The sequence below is a fragment of the Thioalkalivibrio sp. ARh3 genome, assembly GCF_000377265.1.
Taxonomy (GTDB): domain Bacteria; phylum Pseudomonadota; class Gammaproteobacteria; order Ectothiorhodospirales; family Ectothiorhodospiraceae; genus Thioalkalivibrio; species Thioalkalivibrio thiocyanoxidans.
Genome location: NZ_KB897947.1, coordinates 641,623 through 656,717, shown reverse-complemented (window position 1 = coordinate 656,717; position 15,095 = coordinate 641,623). Strand labels below are relative to the sequence as shown.

The 15,095-nt window shown below is 66.7% G+C and carries 17 protein-coding genes and 1 tRNA gene; 10 read left to right on the top strand and 8 right to left on the bottom strand.

Annotation, left to right across the window (positions count from 1 at the left end):
• Together C995_RS0103100 and C995_RS0103095 are read right to left on the bottom strand one after the other, a co-directional pair.
• A complete protein-coding gene (locus tag C995_RS0103100; protein WP_018863541.1) occupies nucleotides 1–744 on the bottom strand; it encodes a type 1 glutamine amidotransferase in 744 nt (247 codons plus the stop codon).
• On the bottom strand, nucleotides 741–1,700 hold the full coding sequence (locus C995_RS0103095; RefSeq protein ID WP_018863540.1) for a LysR family transcriptional regulator: 960 nt from the start codon (nucleotides 1,698–1,700) through the stop codon (nucleotides 741–743). Before C995_RS0103095 ends, C995_RS0103100 begins: the two co-directional genes overlap by 4 nt.
• Nucleotides 1,701–1,912: 212 nt before the next feature.
• Between C995_RS0103095 and C995_RS0103090 the strand changes: the two genes are divergently transcribed.
• The 3 genes from C995_RS0103090 to rpmG all read left to right on the top strand — a co-directional run bounded on the left by C995_RS0103090 (nucleotide 1,913) and on the right by rpmG (nucleotide 4,141).
• Nucleotides 1,913–3,649: a bifunctional diguanylate cyclase/phosphodiesterase gene (locus C995_RS0103090; protein WP_018863539.1), complete on the top strand. Its 1,737-nt coding sequence runs from the start codon at nucleotides 1,913–1,915 to the stop codon at nucleotides 3,647–3,649.
• A 74-nt stretch (nucleotides 3,650–3,723) separates the two neighbouring features.
• Complete coding sequence (rpmB, locus tag C995_RS0103085; RefSeq protein ID WP_012983361.1) at nucleotides 3,724–3,960, top strand: 50S ribosomal protein L28; 237 nt, start codon at nucleotides 3,724–3,726, stop codon at nucleotides 3,958–3,960.
• Between the two features lie 10 nt (nucleotides 3,961–3,970).
• Nucleotides 3,971–4,141, top strand: coding sequence for a 50S ribosomal protein L33 (gene rpmG, locus C995_RS0103080; protein ID WP_012983362.1), 171 nt, complete (start codon nucleotides 3,971–3,973; stop codon nucleotides 4,139–4,141).
• A 107-nt stretch (nucleotides 4,142–4,248) separates the two neighbouring features.
• Here rpmG and C995_RS0103075 read toward each other — a convergent pair whose 3' ends face one another.
• The gene (locus C995_RS0103075; RefSeq protein WP_018863538.1) at nucleotides 4,249–4,470 is read right to left on the bottom strand and encodes a hypothetical protein; all 222 of its coding nucleotides are present in this window, start codon (nucleotides 4,468–4,470) and stop codon (nucleotides 4,249–4,251) included.
• 73 nt (nucleotides 4,471–4,543) lie between these two features.
• Here C995_RS0103075 and C995_RS0103070 point away from each other — a divergent pair, with 73 nt between their 5' ends.
• Genes C995_RS0103070 through mutM form a run of 3 tightly spaced genes read left to right on the top strand, consistent with a single transcriptional unit; the run spans nucleotide 4,544 to nucleotide 7,517 of the window.
• Nucleotides 4,544–5,761, top strand: a complete 1,218-nt coding sequence (locus C995_RS0103070) for an EAL and HDOD domain-containing protein (protein ID WP_018863537.1) — start codon at nucleotides 4,544–4,546, stop codon at nucleotides 5,759–5,761.
• A 3-nt stretch (nucleotides 5,762–5,764) separates the two neighbouring features.
• The gene (locus tag C995_RS0103065; RefSeq protein ID WP_026278905.1) at nucleotides 5,765–6,709 is read left to right on the top strand and encodes a hypothetical protein; all 945 of its coding nucleotides are present in this window, start codon (nucleotides 5,765–5,767) and stop codon (nucleotides 6,707–6,709) included.
• On the top strand, nucleotides 6,702–7,517 hold the full coding sequence (gene mutM / locus C995_RS0103060; protein WP_018863535.1) for a bifunctional DNA-formamidopyrimidine glycosylase/DNA-(apurinic or apyrimidinic site) lyase: 816 nt from the start codon (nucleotides 6,702–6,704) through the stop codon (nucleotides 7,515–7,517). The genes C995_RS0103065 and mutM overlap by 8 nt, the downstream gene beginning before the upstream one ends.
• A gap of 39 nt (nucleotides 7,518–7,556) precedes the next feature.
• Here the strand turns inward: mutM and spoT are convergent, their stop codons facing one another.
• From spoT to ispB, 5 genes are all read right to left on the bottom strand, one after another.
• A complete protein-coding gene (gene spoT / locus C995_RS0103055) occupies nucleotides 7,557–9,728 on the bottom strand; it encodes a bifunctional GTP diphosphokinase/guanosine-3',5'-bis pyrophosphate 3'-pyrophosphohydrolase (protein WP_018863534.1) in 2,172 nt (723 codons plus the stop codon).
• A gap of 13 nt (nucleotides 9,729–9,741) precedes the next feature.
• Nucleotides 9,742–10,017 (bottom strand): DNA-directed RNA polymerase subunit omega, encoded by a 276-nt coding sequence (gene rpoZ / locus C995_RS0103050; protein WP_018861996.1) that lies wholly within the window; start codon nucleotides 10,015–10,017, stop codon nucleotides 9,742–9,744.
• Between the two features lie 34 nt (nucleotides 10,018–10,051).
• Nucleotides 10,052–10,702: a guanylate kinase gene (gene gmk, locus C995_RS0103045; protein ID WP_018863533.1), complete on the bottom strand. Its 651-nt coding sequence runs from the start codon at nucleotides 10,700–10,702 to the stop codon at nucleotides 10,052–10,054.
• An 86-nt stretch (nucleotides 10,703–10,788) separates the two neighbouring features.
• Nucleotides 10,789–10,865: transfer RNA gene (locus C995_RS0103040), tRNA-Pro, on the bottom strand.
• A gap of 115 nt (nucleotides 10,866–10,980) precedes the next feature.
• Nucleotides 10,981–11,949, bottom strand: a complete 969-nt coding sequence (gene ispB, locus C995_RS0103035) for an octaprenyl diphosphate synthase (protein WP_018863532.1) — start codon at nucleotides 11,947–11,949, stop codon at nucleotides 10,981–10,983.
• A 203-nt stretch (nucleotides 11,950–12,152) separates the two neighbouring features.
• On the opposite strand from ispB, the gene rplU reads away from it, so the two are divergent.
• The 4 genes from rplU to proB all read left to right on the top strand — a co-directional run bounded on the left by rplU (nucleotide 12,153) and on the right by proB (nucleotide 15,041).
• On the top strand, nucleotides 12,153–12,464 hold the full coding sequence (rplU, locus tag C995_RS0103030) for a 50S ribosomal protein L21 (protein WP_012983371.1): 312 nt from the start codon (nucleotides 12,153–12,155) through the stop codon (nucleotides 12,462–12,464).
• A 33-nt stretch (nucleotides 12,465–12,497) separates the two neighbouring features.
• Nucleotides 12,498–12,758: a 50S ribosomal protein L27 gene (rpmA, locus tag C995_RS0103025; protein WP_017925741.1), complete on the top strand. Its 261-nt coding sequence runs from the start codon at nucleotides 12,498–12,500 to the stop codon at nucleotides 12,756–12,758.
• An 88-nt stretch (nucleotides 12,759–12,846) separates the two neighbouring features.
• The gene (gene cgtA / locus C995_RS0103020; protein ID WP_018863531.1) at nucleotides 12,847–13,914 is read left to right on the top strand and encodes an Obg family GTPase CgtA; all 1,068 of its coding nucleotides are present in this window, start codon (nucleotides 12,847–12,849) and stop codon (nucleotides 13,912–13,914) included.
• Nucleotides 13,911–15,041 (top strand): glutamate 5-kinase, encoded by a 1,131-nt coding sequence (gene proB, locus C995_RS0103015; RefSeq protein WP_018863530.1) that lies wholly within the window; start codon nucleotides 13,911–13,913, stop codon nucleotides 15,039–15,041. The genes cgtA and proB overlap by 4 nt, the downstream gene beginning before the upstream one ends.
• Nucleotides 15,042–15,095: the final 54 nt, after the last annotated feature.

Genomic DNA, 15,095 nt, shown 5'->3' with positions numbered 1-15,095 from the left:
CTATTCGTTCTCGATCTTCAGGCTGAACACGGGCATCTTGCGCCGCTCCTGCATCAGGCCAAGTTCCTTGACCAGGGCGACGATCACGTCCTCGGTGACCTTTTGCATGTCACCCCATTCCATGCGCGCCTCGCCCAGCAGCTCGCCCATGTTCGGCGGCGGGTTGTGCTTGGCCTCCATGATGATGTCTTCGAGCATGCCCGGCTTCATTTCGGGCCGGAACAGCAGGCCATAGGTCAGCTTGTCCGGCCGGACCGCCAGCCAGTCACCATCGTCGTCCACCAGGACCGGCTCCAGCCCCTCCGGCAGATCCACGCGGCCGTTGACCAGCTGCAGCACGCGGCGCCCGTCCAGGGTCTCGGCCAGGTCGTCGCCCTCGCCGGCCGCGGTCTTGTGCGCGGTCACGAAACGGGCCCGGTACATCGGGTCCTCATGCGCGGTGCCGCCGGCCTGCTCGGCCACCAGCAGCCCGCCCATGCCCAACCCGACAACCGGGCGCTGCGAACGGCGGAAGATATCGATCAGGGCCAGCTCGTCGGGGACCTGCGGGTTTTCTTCATGATCGGCGGTCGGCCAGGCACCACCGAGCAACCACAGGCCGTCGAACTGGGCCGCCGACCCCGGGAGATCCTGGCCAACAAAGGGCCGGTAATAGGAAAAGCCGATATCGCGCTTCTCGAGCTGCGATTCGATCAGGCCGAGAAACTCGGAATAGCTGTGCTGCACTACGCAGTAATTCTTCATGTCGCGTCTTCTATTCGATTGGATTCTGTATTCGCGGGGTCATCCTCGGCCGCGCCGGGGCCCAGGCCCGTGCAGTAGCCGCGCAGGAACTGCATCAGCACCTCCAGCGTCGGCACGCGGAACTGCTGGCGCGCATGCACCAGCGAGATCGGGCGTTCCAGCGGCGGGTCCAGCGGGATCGCCACCAGTTCGCCCAGCGCCAGTTCCTTCGCGACCACGGCCTCGGACAGTACCGACACGCCCATACCCGCCGCCACGGCGCCCTTGATGGCTTCGGGGCTGCCGAGCTCCATACACCCGCGCAGGGTGTTGCGGTCGTAACCGGACCGCCCAAGGTACTCCATGATGACCTCGCGGGTCCCGGAACCCTCCTCGCGGCATATGAATGGCTGCTCGACGAATTCCGCGACCCGCACGCTCGTGCGCCCGGCCAGTTCGTGTTCCGGGGGCACGATCAGGCGCAGCTGATCCACCGTGCAGGGCTGGACCAGCAGGGTACGGTGGTTCACCGGCGCCTCGACAATACCCAGGTCGACACTGCCCTCCTCGACCATCGCGACGACATTCTCGGTATTCCCGACACGCAGGCGGATGCCGATGTCCGGGTGTGCCCGACGGAAGGCCCCGAGCAGCGCCGGCAGCATGTACTCGGCCACCGTCATGCTGGCGCCGATCACGATCGCTCCGCCGTCGGCGCCCTTCAGCTCGCGCAGTGCGGCCTCGAGCTCGCCATAGGTATCGAAGATGCGCTCGGCATAGCGCTGTACCAGGCGCCCGGCGTCGGTCAGGGTGACCCGGTTGTGGTTGCGGTCGAACAGTCGCGTCTCCAGCTGCTCCTCCAGCTGGCGCACCTGGAAGGTGACCGCCGGCTGGGTCATGTGCAGGACCTCGGCCGCCCGCGTGAAGGACAGCAAACGCGCCACCGTGAGAAAGACCTGCAAACGTCGATCGGCCATGCACCACTCCGCAACCCCGTACCCTTCGGCATGCTACCAAGCCGGTCGCAAGCGTGACAGCCAGGGAAACGCCGAACCCAGTCGTTCCCGTGGCACGCGGCGGCCCCGATGTCCACCCCCGCGAGTGCCGGTGATAAGAACAAGTCCGACTACTAGAATGCGTCTATAAAGAGGGAAGCACTACAAAACTCATGCCACAAGAAGGGATGCACATGGAGCGGCTATCGGAGTTCGACCAACCATGGCGCCCCGAGTCCTGGCTGGGAGTGACCGGCGCCTGGCGCCTGGCCGGGGTGGGGCTGATCCTGATTCTGATGGTCGGCGTCACGCTGCTGGTCTACGAAACCGGCGGAACCAGCACCGCCTATCTCAATTTCATCCTGATTCCGGTACTGCTGGCGGCCGCCTTGATGGGTCTTTGGGGTGGGCTGGCGTTCGGGCTGCTCGCCGGGTTGCTGCTGGGACCGTTCATGCCCATGAATGTGGACGAGGGGATCGCCCAGCCCACGCTCAACTGGGTGACCCGGGCGGGGATCTATCTGGTCCTCGGCGGGCTCAGCGGCTGGCTGTTCTCCCAACTGCGCCAGCACGCGGCCCGGCTGCTCGACCAGGCCTACCACAACGCCGTCACCGGTCTGCCCAATCGCGAGTCGCTGGAACAGCATATCCGTCAGCTGATGGCGCAAGCCAAGGGCACCGACGCTCCCGCGACCCGGGTATTCGTGATCAGCCTGCAAATGGATAACTACCCGGATACGATCAATGCCCTGGGCTTTGCCGCGGAACGGCCGTTGCTGATGGGGATTGCCGAGCGACTGCAGGCGGTCGCCGGCAGCCCGGACACGCTCGTCTACCACATCCACGACGACCACTTCGCCCTGCTGCTGCCTCACCGCAGCCGACAGGAGTGCCTGGCCACCACGCAGGAGGCCGTGGAAGAGTTGCAGGCCCCATTCGAGGTGCTTGGGCTGCCGGTCTACGTTGGGGCCCACGCTGGTGTGTCCTCGTTCCCGTTCCACGAGCAGGACGACCCGCAAAGCCTCTTGACGAAGGCCTGGATGGCAATGCACGAGGCCAGCCAGTCAGGCCGTCGCTACCGCGCATACGACCGGCGTAGCAACGATGCCGGCCGCCAGACCGTGGAGCTGCTGGGCGAGCTGCAAAACGCCCTGAAACAGGACCAGTTTCACCTGTATTACCAGCCCAAGATCAACCTGCTACGCGGGGAACTGTGCGGCTTCGAGGCTCTCGTCCGCTGGGAGCACCCGCAACGGGGGCAGATACCGCCCGGTCAGTTCATTGCACAAACCGAGCGCACGGGCCTCATCCACCCCTTGACGCTCACGGTGCTGGACCTGGCCATCGCCGACCTCCTCACCCTGCGCGAGCACGGAATCACGGTCCCCGTCAGCATCAACGTCTCGGCGCGCAATTTCCTCGATCCCGGGTTCGCGCAAACCATCATTGAACGGGTGGAAGCCGCGGGCCTCCCGGCCTGCGCCCTGGAAATCGAGTTCACCGAGACGGCCCTGATGGCCGACCCCGACGAGGTCATCGAGGCGCTGCGCCGCCTGACCGAGCGGGGCCTGGCCCTCTCCATCGACGACTTCGGCACGGGCTACTCTTCCCTGGAATACCTCAGACGCCTGCCGGTCACGACCCTCAAGGTCGACCAGACGTTCGTGTCCCACATGGCGACGCAGAGGGTGGACGAGCAGATCACCCGTGCGGCCGTGGGGCTCGCGCACGACCTTGGCCTGAAGGTGGTGGCCGAGGGCGTGGAAGACGGGCAGTCCCTCGCCATGCTGCGAGAACTGGGCTGCGATGCCGCCCAGGGCTTCGGGATCGCCCGCCCCATGCCCTTCGACGAGACACTGGCCTGGGCACGCCGGCAGACGATCGAGCCCTCGCTGCGGCGTGCGTGCGCCCTCGAACACGGGGATCCCTGATGATCTTGCGCACGGGCGCCGACTGGGCTAAGATCCGCCGTCTTTTGCTAGACCCAATTTCCGGAGTCCCCGAGATGGCCCGAGTATGTCAGGTGACCGGCAAGCGCCCGGCGACTGGTAACAACGTATCCCACGCCCACCGCAAGACGCGGCGGCGTTTCCTGCCCAATCTGCACACCCACCGCTTCTGGGTGGAGAGCGAGAACCGCTTCGTGCGGCTGCGCGTGAGCAGCAAGGGCATGCGGATCATCGACAAGCTGGGCATCGATGCGGTGCTCGCGGACTGCCGCGCACGCGGCGAAAAGGTGTAAGGAGCTACCCATGGCAGCGAAGAGCGCACGCGACAAGATCCGCCTGGTGTCCTCCGCCGGCACCGGCCATTTCTACACCACGTCCAAGAACAAGCGGAACATGCCCGAAAAGATGGAGATCAAGAAGTTCGATCCCGTCATCCGCAAGCACGTGATGTACAAGGAAGCCAAGATCAAGTGATCATCGCCCGCGCGTGATCGCCTGATTGCAGGCAAAAAAAGCCCGGCCATGCCGGGCTTTTTTGTGCCTTGCGGCTGCGAGAGCGCCTGTTGATCAGGGCCCCCGGGTCAACCCGGGGCCAAGCCACCCTCCGAATCCCGATCTTCCACGGCGGTCTCCGCCCAGCGCACCATCATGCGCCCCCACCGATGGGCCGTTGACGGGTCCAGCTCGATCTTGGTATAGCGACCACCATCGCGGATAATAACCCTCAGGAGCGGGACCCCCGAGTCGTGCAGTATCTGCCGCAGCTCCACGACCTCGCCAAACGGCGCATCAATCGACTCCATGATGTGTTCGCTCTCTCCCGGGCCGGCCGCTCGCAGACCGGGCCGCCTCATCACTTACTGGCAAAACGCAAGCATGCACCCAATTTTTGTCGGCCGGCAACCCATCTTCGACGCGCACGAGCGTCTGGTCGGTTTCGAACTCCTGTTTCGTGCCGGCCACCGTGCCGAAGCGGCGGTCACCAACGGTGACGACGCAACCTCCGACCTGCTGCGAAGCGCATTCCTGGATATCGGCCTGCCCCACCTGGTCGGCCCGCACCTGGCCTTCGTCAACCTGACGCGGTCCTTTCTCGATCACGAAATCATCGCGCACCTTCCGCCCGATCAGGTCGTCCTGGAGATCCTCGAGGACATCGAAATCGACTCCGGGGTCGTCAGTGCGGTCCAGGAACTGAAGAAGCGCGGTTTCCGCATCGCGCTGGATGACTATCAATTCCAGGTCCACCACTCGCCTCTGGTGGCACTGGCGGATATCGTCAAGCTGGACGTGCTGGCCCTTTCCGCCAAGGCACTGGCCCGCGAGGTCGAGATGCTACGCACGTTCGGCGTGGATCTGCTGGCGGAAAAGGTCGAAACTGCCGAGTGCTACCGCCACTGCCAGCAACTGGGTTTTCGCTATTACCAAGGCTACCACCTGTCGCACCCGCACGTGATCGAGGGCCAGCGCCTGGAGAGCCTGGAAGTCGCCCTGCTGAAGCTGCTCAAGACGCTTCAGGAACCCGATCCGGCGCCGGCGGAGCTGGAGCACCGGATCGGCACCGAACCCGACCTGGCCGACCAGATCCTGCGCATCGCGAACAGCCCCGCGTACCGGGACGAACGGCCCACCGAAGAGCTGGCCGCGGCAATCGGTCATCTGGGGCAGGGTCGCGTCCGCCGCATCGGCATGCTGCTGGTACTGTACAACGCGGCCGGACCCTCGGCCGCGGTCGAGCAGGTCATGATCCGCGCGCGCATGGGGATGCTGCTCGCCCGGACACGCAACCTGCCCCCCGCGGAAGCCGAACGCTACTTCTCGCTGGGGATGCTCTCGGGACTGGACCGCGTGCTGGGGATCCCGCTGCGACGCATCCTGAACGAACTGCGCCTGGCGCCAGAGATGGAACAGGCGCTGATCGAACACAAGGGTCCGCTGGCCCCCTGGCTGGAGACCATCGAGGCGTTCGAGGGGCCCGCAAGCCCGCCCCCTGCCTCGGGAGAATCCCCGGTGGCACCACAGGTTGCCAGCCGGCTCTACCTGGAAGCGGTACGCTGGAGCGAGGACATACTCGATTCGCTGTCCAGGACCTGACTGATGGCACCCCACCTGCATAACCGGCTCGGCTCGCCCGTAGCGACGCCCCAGGATGGCCTTTACGTGCGGCTGGATGCACCTGCGGGTATTCATTCCATGGGCGGCCAGCTCCAGATCACTCCGGGTCTCGAACCGCTGCTCCCGGACCTCTATGTGGAGAGCTGGCGGGGACACGGTGCAGCACGCCCGGTGAACGCCGCCCCCCTGCATCTGCTGGAGTTCGACGACGTGCTGTTCGCCGCCTGGGAGGGCCCGGACCGCCCCCTGCGCGAACAGACCGAGCAGGCCTACCGGCAGTTACTGCAGGCCTGTCGCGAGCGCGGCTTCGAGCACCCAGCACGCATCTGGAACTACTTCTCCGATATCCACGGCGAAGAGCAGGGCCAGGAACGCTACCAGGCCTTCTGTGTCGGGCGCGCCGAGGGCCTGGAAGCGCTCGAGGTACCGTTGGGCAGCATGCCTGCGGCCACCGCGATCGGCACCCGGCAGCCGGGCCTGTTCATCTACCTGGTCGCTACCCGCACACCGGCCCGCGCGATCGAGAATCCGCGCCAGGTCAGCGCCTACCACTACCCGGAGCACTACAGCCCGAAGAGTCCGGCCTTCGCCCGCGCCACGCTGCTGCTGACCGCGACCGGTCCCATGCTGATGGTCTCCGGCACCGCCAGCATCGTCGGCCACGAAAGCCGCCACCTGGACGATGTGGTCGCCCAGGCACGCGAGACTCTGAACAACCTGCAGGCCCTGCACGACGCGGCAGGGCGCGAACTCCCCGGCCCGGCGTGGCTGCGCGTCTATCTGCGACGCCCCGAAGACCGCGCGGCGGTCGCCGGCGTGATTGCCGCGCACTACAAGGGCATGAAGCCGGGCCCCGTCATCCAGTGGGCGCGGGGCGACATCTGTCGCCGGGAACTCCTGCTCGAGATCGAGGGCGTGCATGCCTGAGCTCCCCGAGGTCGAGACCACCCGACGCGGCCTGTCGCCTCTTCTGGAAGGCCAGACCATCGAGCGGCTGGAAGTCCGCGATGGACGCCTGCGCTGGCCGGTGCCGGAGGCGCTGCCCGAACGTCTGGTCGGGGCCCGCATCGCGACGCTCGAACGGCGGGCCAAATACCTGCTGCTGACCACCGACCGTGGCGGGGTACTGCTGCACCTCGGCATGTCCGGTTCGCTGCGCCACTGTACCGCGACGACCCCGCTGCGCACGCACGACCACCTGATCCTGCACCTGACGAACGGTTCGCAGGTGCGCTTTCATGACCCGCGCCGCTTCGGGTGCTGCCTGCCACTCCCGGAGACCGGCGCGCCACACCCCCTGCTGGCCGCCCTGGGGCCTGAACCGCTGGACACCGCATTTGACGGCGACTACCTGTTCCAACGCAGCCGCCGGCGCCGGGGGCCGGTCAAGACCTTCATCATGGATCAGGATATCGTGGTCGGCGTGGGCAACATCTATGCGACCGAGGCGCTTTTCCTGGCCGGAATCCGCCCGGGGCGGGCCGCCGGGCGCGTGACCCGGGCGGAATACGAACGGCTGGCCGAATGCGTCCGCACCGTACTGGGCGCGGCGATCGAACAGGGCGGCACGACCCTGCGCGACTTCCTGCGCGAGGACGGGACACACGGGTATTTTCGCCAGTCACTTCGAGTCTACGGCCGCGCCGGGGAACCGTGCCTGCAGTGCGCCACACCGCTGCGCAACCGGCGCATCGGGCAGCGCGCCTCGGCGTATTGTCCGACCTGCCAGCGGTAGGGAGCCGCGGACGTACGGGTATCACCCGTGAAACACTGACTACCCGCGCTGACGCGCGATACGCAGCACATCCGGCAGGCGCCGCAGCCCACGCATGATCTGGGCCAGGTGCTGGCGATCGCTAACCGTCAGCAGGAAGGTCATCGCGGTGGAGTGCCCGTCCTGCTCGTTGAACGAGATGTGCTCGATATTCGAGCCGTGGTCGGCGATCACGGCCGCCATGTCGGCCAGCGCACCACGCCGGTTGGCGGTACGGGTACGCACGGCCGCGGTGAACTGCAGTTCCGGCTCGTGCGACCACTCCAGCGCGATCGTCTTGTCAGCACGATCACGGCTTTCGTGCAGCACATTGCGACAGCTCTCCCGGTGCACGACCAGCCCGCGGCCGGCACTCAGCTGGCCAATGATCGGATCCCCCGGGATCGGGTGGCAGCAGCGCGCGTAGTTCAGCACCAGCCCCTCGGTGCCCTTGACCGCCAGGGTGGTCTGCGTCGTGTTGTCGGCGTCCGCGCTCTCCTTCCCGACCATCTGGCGGGCGACCAGCGAGGCCATGCGATTGCCCAGGCCGATATCCACCAGCAGGCTGTCCAGGTCCTGCAACTGCATCGCGTCGAGCAGCTGATCCAGACGGGCCGGCGAGATCTGCTTAAGCGAGGTCTCGAGCGCACCCAGGGCCTTCTCCAGCAGGCGTTCGCCCAGGGCCCGGGCCTCGTCCGACTGCAACGACTTCAGGCAGTGCCGAATGCCGGAGCGGGCCTTGCCGGTGACGACGAAGGACAGCCAGGCGGGGTTGGGGCGCGCGCCGGGCGCGGTGACGATCTCCACCGTCTGCCCGCTTTGCAGGCGCACCGAGAGCGGCGCCAGCTGGCGATCGATCTTCACGGCCACGCAGCGGTTGCCCACATCGGAGTGCACCGCGTAGGCAAAGTCGATCGGGGTCGCGTCGCGTGGCAGCACCAGGATGTCGCCCTCGGGGGTGAAGGTGTATACCTCGTCCGGGAACAGGTCGACCTTCACGTTCTCCAGGAACTCGATGGAATTGCCGACGCTGTTCTGGATCTCCAGCACATCCTTCAGCCATTCGCGGGCGCGGCTCTGAGCGGTCCGCGCGGACTCGCCCCCGGCCTTGTACTGCCAGTGCGCGGCGATCCCGCTCTCGGCCACGCGATCCATCTCGGTGGAGCGGATCTGCACCTCGATCGGGATGGCCTGCGGCCCGAACAGGATGGTGTGCAGCGACTGGTAGCCGTTCGACTTGGGGATCGCGATGTAGTCCTTGAAGCGCCCCGGCACCGGCTTGTAGAGGTTGTGCACCACGCCCAGCGAGCGATAGCAGGTGTCGACATCATCGACGATGATGCGGATCGCGAAGACGTCGAACACCTCCTCGAACGAGTGGTGCTTGTCGCGCATCTTGCGATAGATGCTGTACAGGCTCTTTTCGCGCCCGGAGATGCGCCCGACAATCCCGGCCGCCTCCATGCGCGAGCAGATGGCCTGCTCGATGTTCTTCATCGGCTCGCGACGATTGCCCCCGGCCCGCTGCACGGCGCGCTCCAGGACCGCGGCACGCCAGGGGTGCTTGGCGGAAAAGCCGAGCTGCTCCAGCTCGCGGCGGATCGCGTTCATCCCCAGGCGCTGGGCGATCGGCGCGTAGATTTCGAGGGTTTCCTTGGCGATGCGGCGGCGCTTGTCCGGGCGCATCACGCCCAGGGTGCGCATGTTATGCAGGCGGTCGGCCAGCTTGATCAGGATCACCCGGATATCGCGGGTGATCGCCAGCATCATCTTGCGGAAGTTCTCCGCCTGCGCCTCGGCCTTGGACTGGAACTGCAGGTGGGTAAGCTTGGAGACGCCGTCCACCAGCTCGGCCACCTCCTCGCCGAATTCGGCGTGGATGCGGTCCTTGCTGGTGGCGGTGTCCTCCATCACGTCGTGGAGGATCGCGGCGCAGATGGCCTTGTGGTCCATCCGCATCTCGGCCATGGTCCGGGCCACGGCCAGGGGGTGGTAGATGTACGGCTCGCCGGTCTTGCGGGTCTGGCCTTCGTGGGCCTCCGCGCCCAGGAGATAGGCGCGATAGACCTCCTCGACTTCGTCCGACTCGAGATAGGCCTCGAGCTCGGAACACAGATCGCTGATCAGGAATCGGGTCGAGTCACCGGGTACCGGCGATGCAGCCCCGGGCGCGGCTGGCTGCCCAGCGGCCATGAATTATCGACCCCTAGCGTTCGTCGGCTTCCAGCTGTTCCAGATGGCGGATGGTGCTGAAGTCCAGCATCTGGTTCTGGGGCCGTTCATCGTGCTCGTCGAACACCTCGGTGCCGACCAGCCCGTCGGCGATCTCGCGCAGGGCGATGACCGTGGGCTTGTCGTTGTCCTCGGATACGCGAGGCTCCTTGCCGTGTGCGATATGACGGGCCCGGCGGGCCGCCATCAGCACCAGTTCGAAGCGATTGTCCACTTTTTCGAGGCAGTCCTCGACGGTGACGCGTGCCATGGGTACTCCGGTTATGAGTCGTTAATACTGCATGTTACGCCGTGCCCGGCGTACTCGCCAACAGATTCCGTATCGTCGATGCGGAACGAATCTCCTGCTCGACCGTGCGCAGACGGTTGGAGCGGAAGATGCTGGCCAGATCACTGACCGCCCGCTCGAAATCCGAGTTGACGACCGTGTAGTCATATTCGCGGAAATGCGTGCAATCGGACTCCGCGTCGCGCAGGCGCCGCTGGATGACCTCTTCGCTGTCCTGCCCGCGACCGCGCAGGCGGCGTTCCAGTTCGTCGCGCGACGGCGGCAGGATGAAGATCGAGTGCGCATCCGGCACCGCCGCGCGTACCTGGCGCGCGCCCTGCCAGTCGATCTCCAGGATCACGTCCATGCCGGCGTCCAGGCGCTCTTCGACGCTGGCGCGCGCGGTGCCGTAGAAATTGTCGAACACCTTCGCGTGTTCCAGCAGCTGGCCGTCCTCGATCATGCCGAGGAATTCCTCCGCCGAGACAAAGTGATAGTGCTCGCCGTTCACCTCGCCGGCGCGCGGCTTGCGCGTGGTGTGCGAGACTGAGACCTCGACCTGCTCCACGCGCTCCAGCAAAGCGGCGACCAGGCTGGTCTTGCCCGCGCCCGATGGCGCCGAAACGATATAGAGGGTGCCGCGAACGGCCTGGGAAATGGCGGTCATGAACGCGTCCGCAGGAGCAGAACCAGGAATGGAATCATCGGCTGGTCGCCGGTCCCGAGAGATCCGACACACCAGGGAAATAGAGTTGGTCGGAGTGAAAGGATTCGAACCTTCGACCCCTGCCTCCCGAAGGCAGTGCTCTACCAAGCTGAGCTACACTCCGAACCGAGCCCGCTATTATGCCGAGCGACTCCGGGCGTGTCCATGCCCTAGGTGTGATCCGGGCAACGTCACGCACCTGTGCGGACGCGAATGTACCGATTACCGGCCGGACCCGCTCAGTGATCGCGACCCACCGCGAAGCGCGCGAGGTCAATCAGGGCCTGGCGGTGTGGCGACTCGGGGAGCACGGAAACGGCCGCAATCGCCGCCTCGGTCTCCGCGGCCGCGCGGTCGCGGGCGTAGTCCAGGGCCCCGGTGGCGTGGACGATCTCGAGCACTGCATCCACCTGCTCGCGCCCGCCGTCCTCGATCGCCTGGCGCACCACGGTCTGCTGCTCCGGCGTACCGACCCGGATCGCCTGGATTAGCGGCAGGGTCGGCTTGCCCTCGGCCAGGTCGTCGCCCATGCGCTTGCCGGTCACCGCATCATCCGAGGAATAGTCGAGCACATCGTCGATCAGCTGGAAGGCCGTACCCAGATGCATGCCATAGCGCGCGAGGGACTCTTCTTCGGCCCGCGTCCGCTCGCCGAGGACGGCGCCCAGCTGACAGGCGGCCTCGAACAGCTTGGCCGTCTTCGACTGGATCACGTTCATGTAGCGGGCTTCGTCGACATCGGCGTCGTGGCAGTTCATCAACTGCATCACCTCGCCCTCGGCGATCACGTTGGTCGCGTGGGCCAGGATCTCCATCACCCGCATCGAGCCGACCTCGACCATCATCTCGAACGCGCGCGAGTAGAGAAAATCGCCGACCAGGACCGCGGCCTCGTTACCAAAGATGTGGTTCGCGGTCTCGTTGCCCCGGCGCATCTCGGAGGCGTCGACCACGTCGTCGTGCAGCAGGGTCGCGGTGTGGATAAACTCCACCACTGCCGCCAGCACGACCGGCTCCTCGCCCTCGACCGCGCAGGCACGCGCCGACAGGGTCGCCAGCAAGGGCCGCAGGCGCTTGCCGCCCGAGTGGATAATGTAGTGGCCCAGCTGGTTGATCAGCACCACCGGCGAACTGAGCCGGTCACGGATGCACTGGTCGACCGCCTGCATGTCGTCTGCAGCCAGCTCTCGGATTGCGTTGATGGACATGCGGGTAGGCGCGCCGGTATGAGGAAGTTGGTAGGCGCTGGCATGCTAGGAAGGCCCCGGTGGGGTGTCAAGCGCGCGCCGCACCGGCGGCATTGACCCGAAGCCGACTCACTGCTAGCATTTCCGCCCTTTCGCGAGACCGGTCTCCAGTTCCAGACCTTAAGGGCCGGTCCACACAGGTATCGCAACGGAGTCCCAGGGAAATGTACGCGATCATCGCAACAGGTGGTAAACAGTACCGCGTCGCCGAAGGCGACGTGATCCGCATCGAGAAGCTTGAGGCCGAAGCCGGCTCCGAGGTCGAGTTCGACCAGGTGCTGATGGTCGGTTCGGGCGACGATGTCCGCGTCGGGGCCCCGCTGGTCGACGGCGGCAAGGTGACCGCCAAGGTCGAGGACCATGGCCGTGCCAAGAAGGTCCACATCATGAAATTCCGGCGCCGCAAGCATTCGCAGAAGCAGATGGGGCACCGCCAGCACTACACCACCGTGCGCATCACCGGCATTGCCGGCTGACGCGCGGGCGCACTTTTTCAGGAGAACGAATCCATGGCACATAAAAAGGCAGGCGGGAGTACCCGCAACGGGCGCGATTCCGAGAGCAAACGCCTGGGCGTAAAGCGCTTTGGCGGCCAGGTCGTGCGCGCCGGCAACATCCTCGTCCGTCAGCGCGGGACGCAGTATCATCCCGGCGAGAACGTGGGTTGTGGCAAGGACCACACGCTGTTCGCGAAGGTCGACGGCGAAGTCGTGTTCAAGGTCGGTGGCCCGAACAACCGGCGCTTTGTGAGCGTGCAGCCGCAGCAGTAAGCGGCCACGCCACCGGTAGCGCCAAAAGCCCCGTTCCGCGGGGCTTTTTTATTGCGCGCATCAAAAACGGGAACCAGGAAGAAGCGGCATGAAGTTCATCGACGAGGCAACCATTACCGTGAAGGCCGGCGACGGCGGGAACGGCTGCGTGAGCTTTCGCCGCGAGAAGTTCATCCCGTTCGGCGGGCCGGACGGCGGTGACGGGGGCGATGGCGGCTCCGTCTGGCTGGTTGGCGACGAGGGGCTCAACACCCTGGCCGACTTCCGCTACCAGCGCCGCTTCGACGCCCAGCGGGGCGAGAACGGCATGGGGCGCCAGCGTACCGGTGCCTCCGGCGAGGATCTGGAGATCCCGGTCCCGGTCGGCACCCAGGTCCGGGACGCCGACACCGACGAGGTCCTCGGTGATATCACCCGCGACGGCGAGCGCCTGCTGGTCGCCCAGGGCGGCTTCCACGGGCTCGGCAACACCCGCTACAAGTCCTCCACCAACCAGGCCCCGCGCCAGAGCAAGCCCGGTACGCCGGGCGAGCTGCGAAAGCTGGCGCTGGAGCTGATGGTGCTGGCCGATGTGGGGCTCCTGGGCCTGCCGAATGCCGGCAAGTCCACCCTGCTCGCCCGCGCCTCGGCCGCGCGCCCGAAGATCGCGGACTACCCGTTCACCACCCTGATCCCGCAACTGGGCGTGGTGCGCATCGGGCCGACCCAGAGCTTCGTGATGGCCGACATCCCCGGACTGATCGAGGGCGCGGCCGAGGGCGCCGGGCTGGGTACCCGCTTTCTCAAGCACCTGGCACGCACGCGCCTGCTCCTGCATGTGGTCGATGTGGCCCCGCCCGACCCCGAGGCCGACCCGGTTGCGGACATGCAGACCGCGCTGGGCGAGCTCGAACGCCACAGCGACGAACTGGCCAGCCGCCCGCGCTGGATCGTGCTGAACAAGAAGGAACTGCTGGATGCCGAGGCCCTCGAGGCTCTGATCGAACGGGTGCGCGAGGTGGCGGGCGACGAGCGCCCGGTGTTCACCATCTCCGCCGCCACCGGCGACGGAGTCGACGCGCTGATGCAGGCCGTCATGCGTCACGTCGAAGCGGCGAACCAGGAACCCGAGACGGCCCGCACGGCGACCGGCGAGGCCGGGGAGGATCACGCGTGAACACCCGCGCCCTGCGCGAACTCCCGGCCATCCGCCGCGTGGTGGTCAAGATCGGCTCCGCGCTGATCACCGCCGATGGCGCGGGCCTGGATCGGCCGGCGCTGGAATCCTGGGCGCACCAGATCGCCGCACTGCGGCGCAAGGGTCTGGAGGTCATCCTGGTATCCAGTGGCGCCGTGGCCGAGGGCATGCGCCGGCTCGGGATGAGCGAGCGCCCGCACCAGCTGCATCGCCTGCAGGCCGCCGCGGCCGTGGGGCAGATGGGTCTGGTACAGGCCTATGAGCGGGAGTTCGCAAGCCACGACCTGCACGCGGCACAGGTCCTGCTGACGCATGACGACCTCGCCGATCGCTCGCGCTACCTGAACGCCCGCTCGACCATACAGGCCCTGCTGGAGATGGGGACGATCCCCGTGGTGAACGAGAACGACACGGTCGCCTACGAGGAGATCCGGCTGGGGGACAACGACACCCTGGCGGCCCTGGTCGCCAACCTCGTGGTGGCCGACCTGCTGCTGATCCTGACCGACCAGGACGGCCTGTTCGACCGTGATCCGCGCCAGCACGCCGACGCGGAGCTGATCCACGAGGGCCGCGCCACGGATGCCGAACTCCACCGCTTCGTGGCCGCCGATTTCGGACGCCTGGGGCGCGGCGGCATGGCCACCAAGCTCAAGGCCGCGGAGCGCGCGGCGCGCTCCGGCACGCATACCGTGATCGCCTCCGGGCGCGAGGCGCAGGTGATCGGCCGTGTACTCAAGAACGAACGCCTGGGCACCTGGCTCAAGCCCGATCGCGAACCGCTGGCCGCGCGCAAGCGCTGGCTGGCCGACCAGCTGCATTCGCGCGGCGAGCTCCTGCTGGATGCCGGCGCCGCGCGCGTACTGCGCGAGTCGGGCCGAAGCCTGCTGCCGGTCGGCGTGGTAGGCCTGCGCGGCGACTTTCGCCGCGGCGAGGTCGTGACCTGCGTCGACCCGGACGGCCACCCGGTCGCGCGCGGGCTGACCAACTACGCCTCCAGCGAGGTGGACCGCATCCGCGGACTGCGCGCGGACCATATCGAGGCGGAACTCGGCTACCTCCTGGAACCCGAGCTCATTCACCGCGACAATCTCGTTCTCTTGTAGGCGCAACGTCCCGGCGATCCCGCCACCCGAACCAATGAGGTAAGGTGCCCGCAT

What these genes read in the sequence shown, in the direction of transcription:
- gmk (WP_018863533.1), bottom strand. Translation starts at nt 10,702, where the DNA reads ATGACCGCCATTTCCCAGGCCGTTCGCGGCACCCTCTATATCGTTTCG.
- C995_RS0103070 (WP_018863537.1), top strand. Translation starts at nt 4,544, where the DNA reads ATGCACCCAATTTTTGTCGGCCGGCAACCCATCTTCGACGCGCACGAG.
- spoT (WP_018863534.1), bottom strand. Translation starts at nt 9,728, where the DNA reads ATGGCCGCTGGGCAGCCAGCCGCGCCCGGGGCTGCATCGCCGGTACCC.
- C995_RS0103100 (WP_018863541.1), bottom strand. Translation starts at nt 744, where the DNA reads ATGAAGAATTACTGCGTAGTGCAGCACAGCTATTCCGAGTTTCTCGGC.
- C995_RS0103090 (WP_018863539.1), top strand. Translation starts at nt 1,913, where the DNA reads ATGGAGCGGCTATCGGAGTTCGACCAACCATGGCGCCCCGAGTCCTGG.
- cgtA (WP_018863531.1), top strand. Translation starts at nt 12,847, where the DNA reads ATGAAGTTCATCGACGAGGCAACCATTACCGTGAAGGCCGGCGACGGC.
- C995_RS0103095 (WP_018863540.1), bottom strand. Translation starts at nt 1,700, where the DNA reads ATGGCCGATCGACGTTTGCAGGTCTTTCTCACGGTGGCGCGTTTGCTG.
- mutM (WP_018863535.1), top strand. Translation starts at nt 6,702, where the DNA reads ATGCCTGAGCTCCCCGAGGTCGAGACCACCCGACGCGGCCTGTCGCCT.
- C995_RS0103065 (WP_026278905.1), top strand. Translation starts at nt 5,765, where the DNA reads ATGGCACCCCACCTGCATAACCGGCTCGGCTCGCCCGTAGCGACGCCC.
- C995_RS0103075 (WP_018863538.1), bottom strand. Translation starts at nt 4,470, where the DNA reads ATGGAGTCGATTGATGCGCCGTTTGGCGAGGTCGTGGAGCTGCGGCAG.
- rplU (WP_012983371.1), top strand. Translation starts at nt 12,153, where the DNA reads ATGTACGCGATCATCGCAACAGGTGGTAAACAGTACCGCGTCGCCGAA.
- rpmB (WP_012983361.1), top strand. Translation starts at nt 3,724, where the DNA reads ATGGCCCGAGTATGTCAGGTGACCGGCAAGCGCCCGGCGACTGGTAAC.
- rpmA (WP_017925741.1), top strand. Translation starts at nt 12,498, where the DNA reads ATGGCACATAAAAAGGCAGGCGGGAGTACCCGCAACGGGCGCGATTCC.
- rpmG (WP_012983362.1), top strand. Translation starts at nt 3,971, where the DNA reads ATGGCAGCGAAGAGCGCACGCGACAAGATCCGCCTGGTGTCCTCCGCC.
- rpoZ (WP_018861996.1), bottom strand. Translation starts at nt 10,017, where the DNA reads ATGGCACGCGTCACCGTCGAGGACTGCCTCGAAAAAGTGGACAATCGC.
- ispB (WP_018863532.1), bottom strand. Translation starts at nt 11,949, where the DNA reads ATGTCCATCAACGCAATCCGAGAGCTGGCTGCAGACGACATGCAGGCG.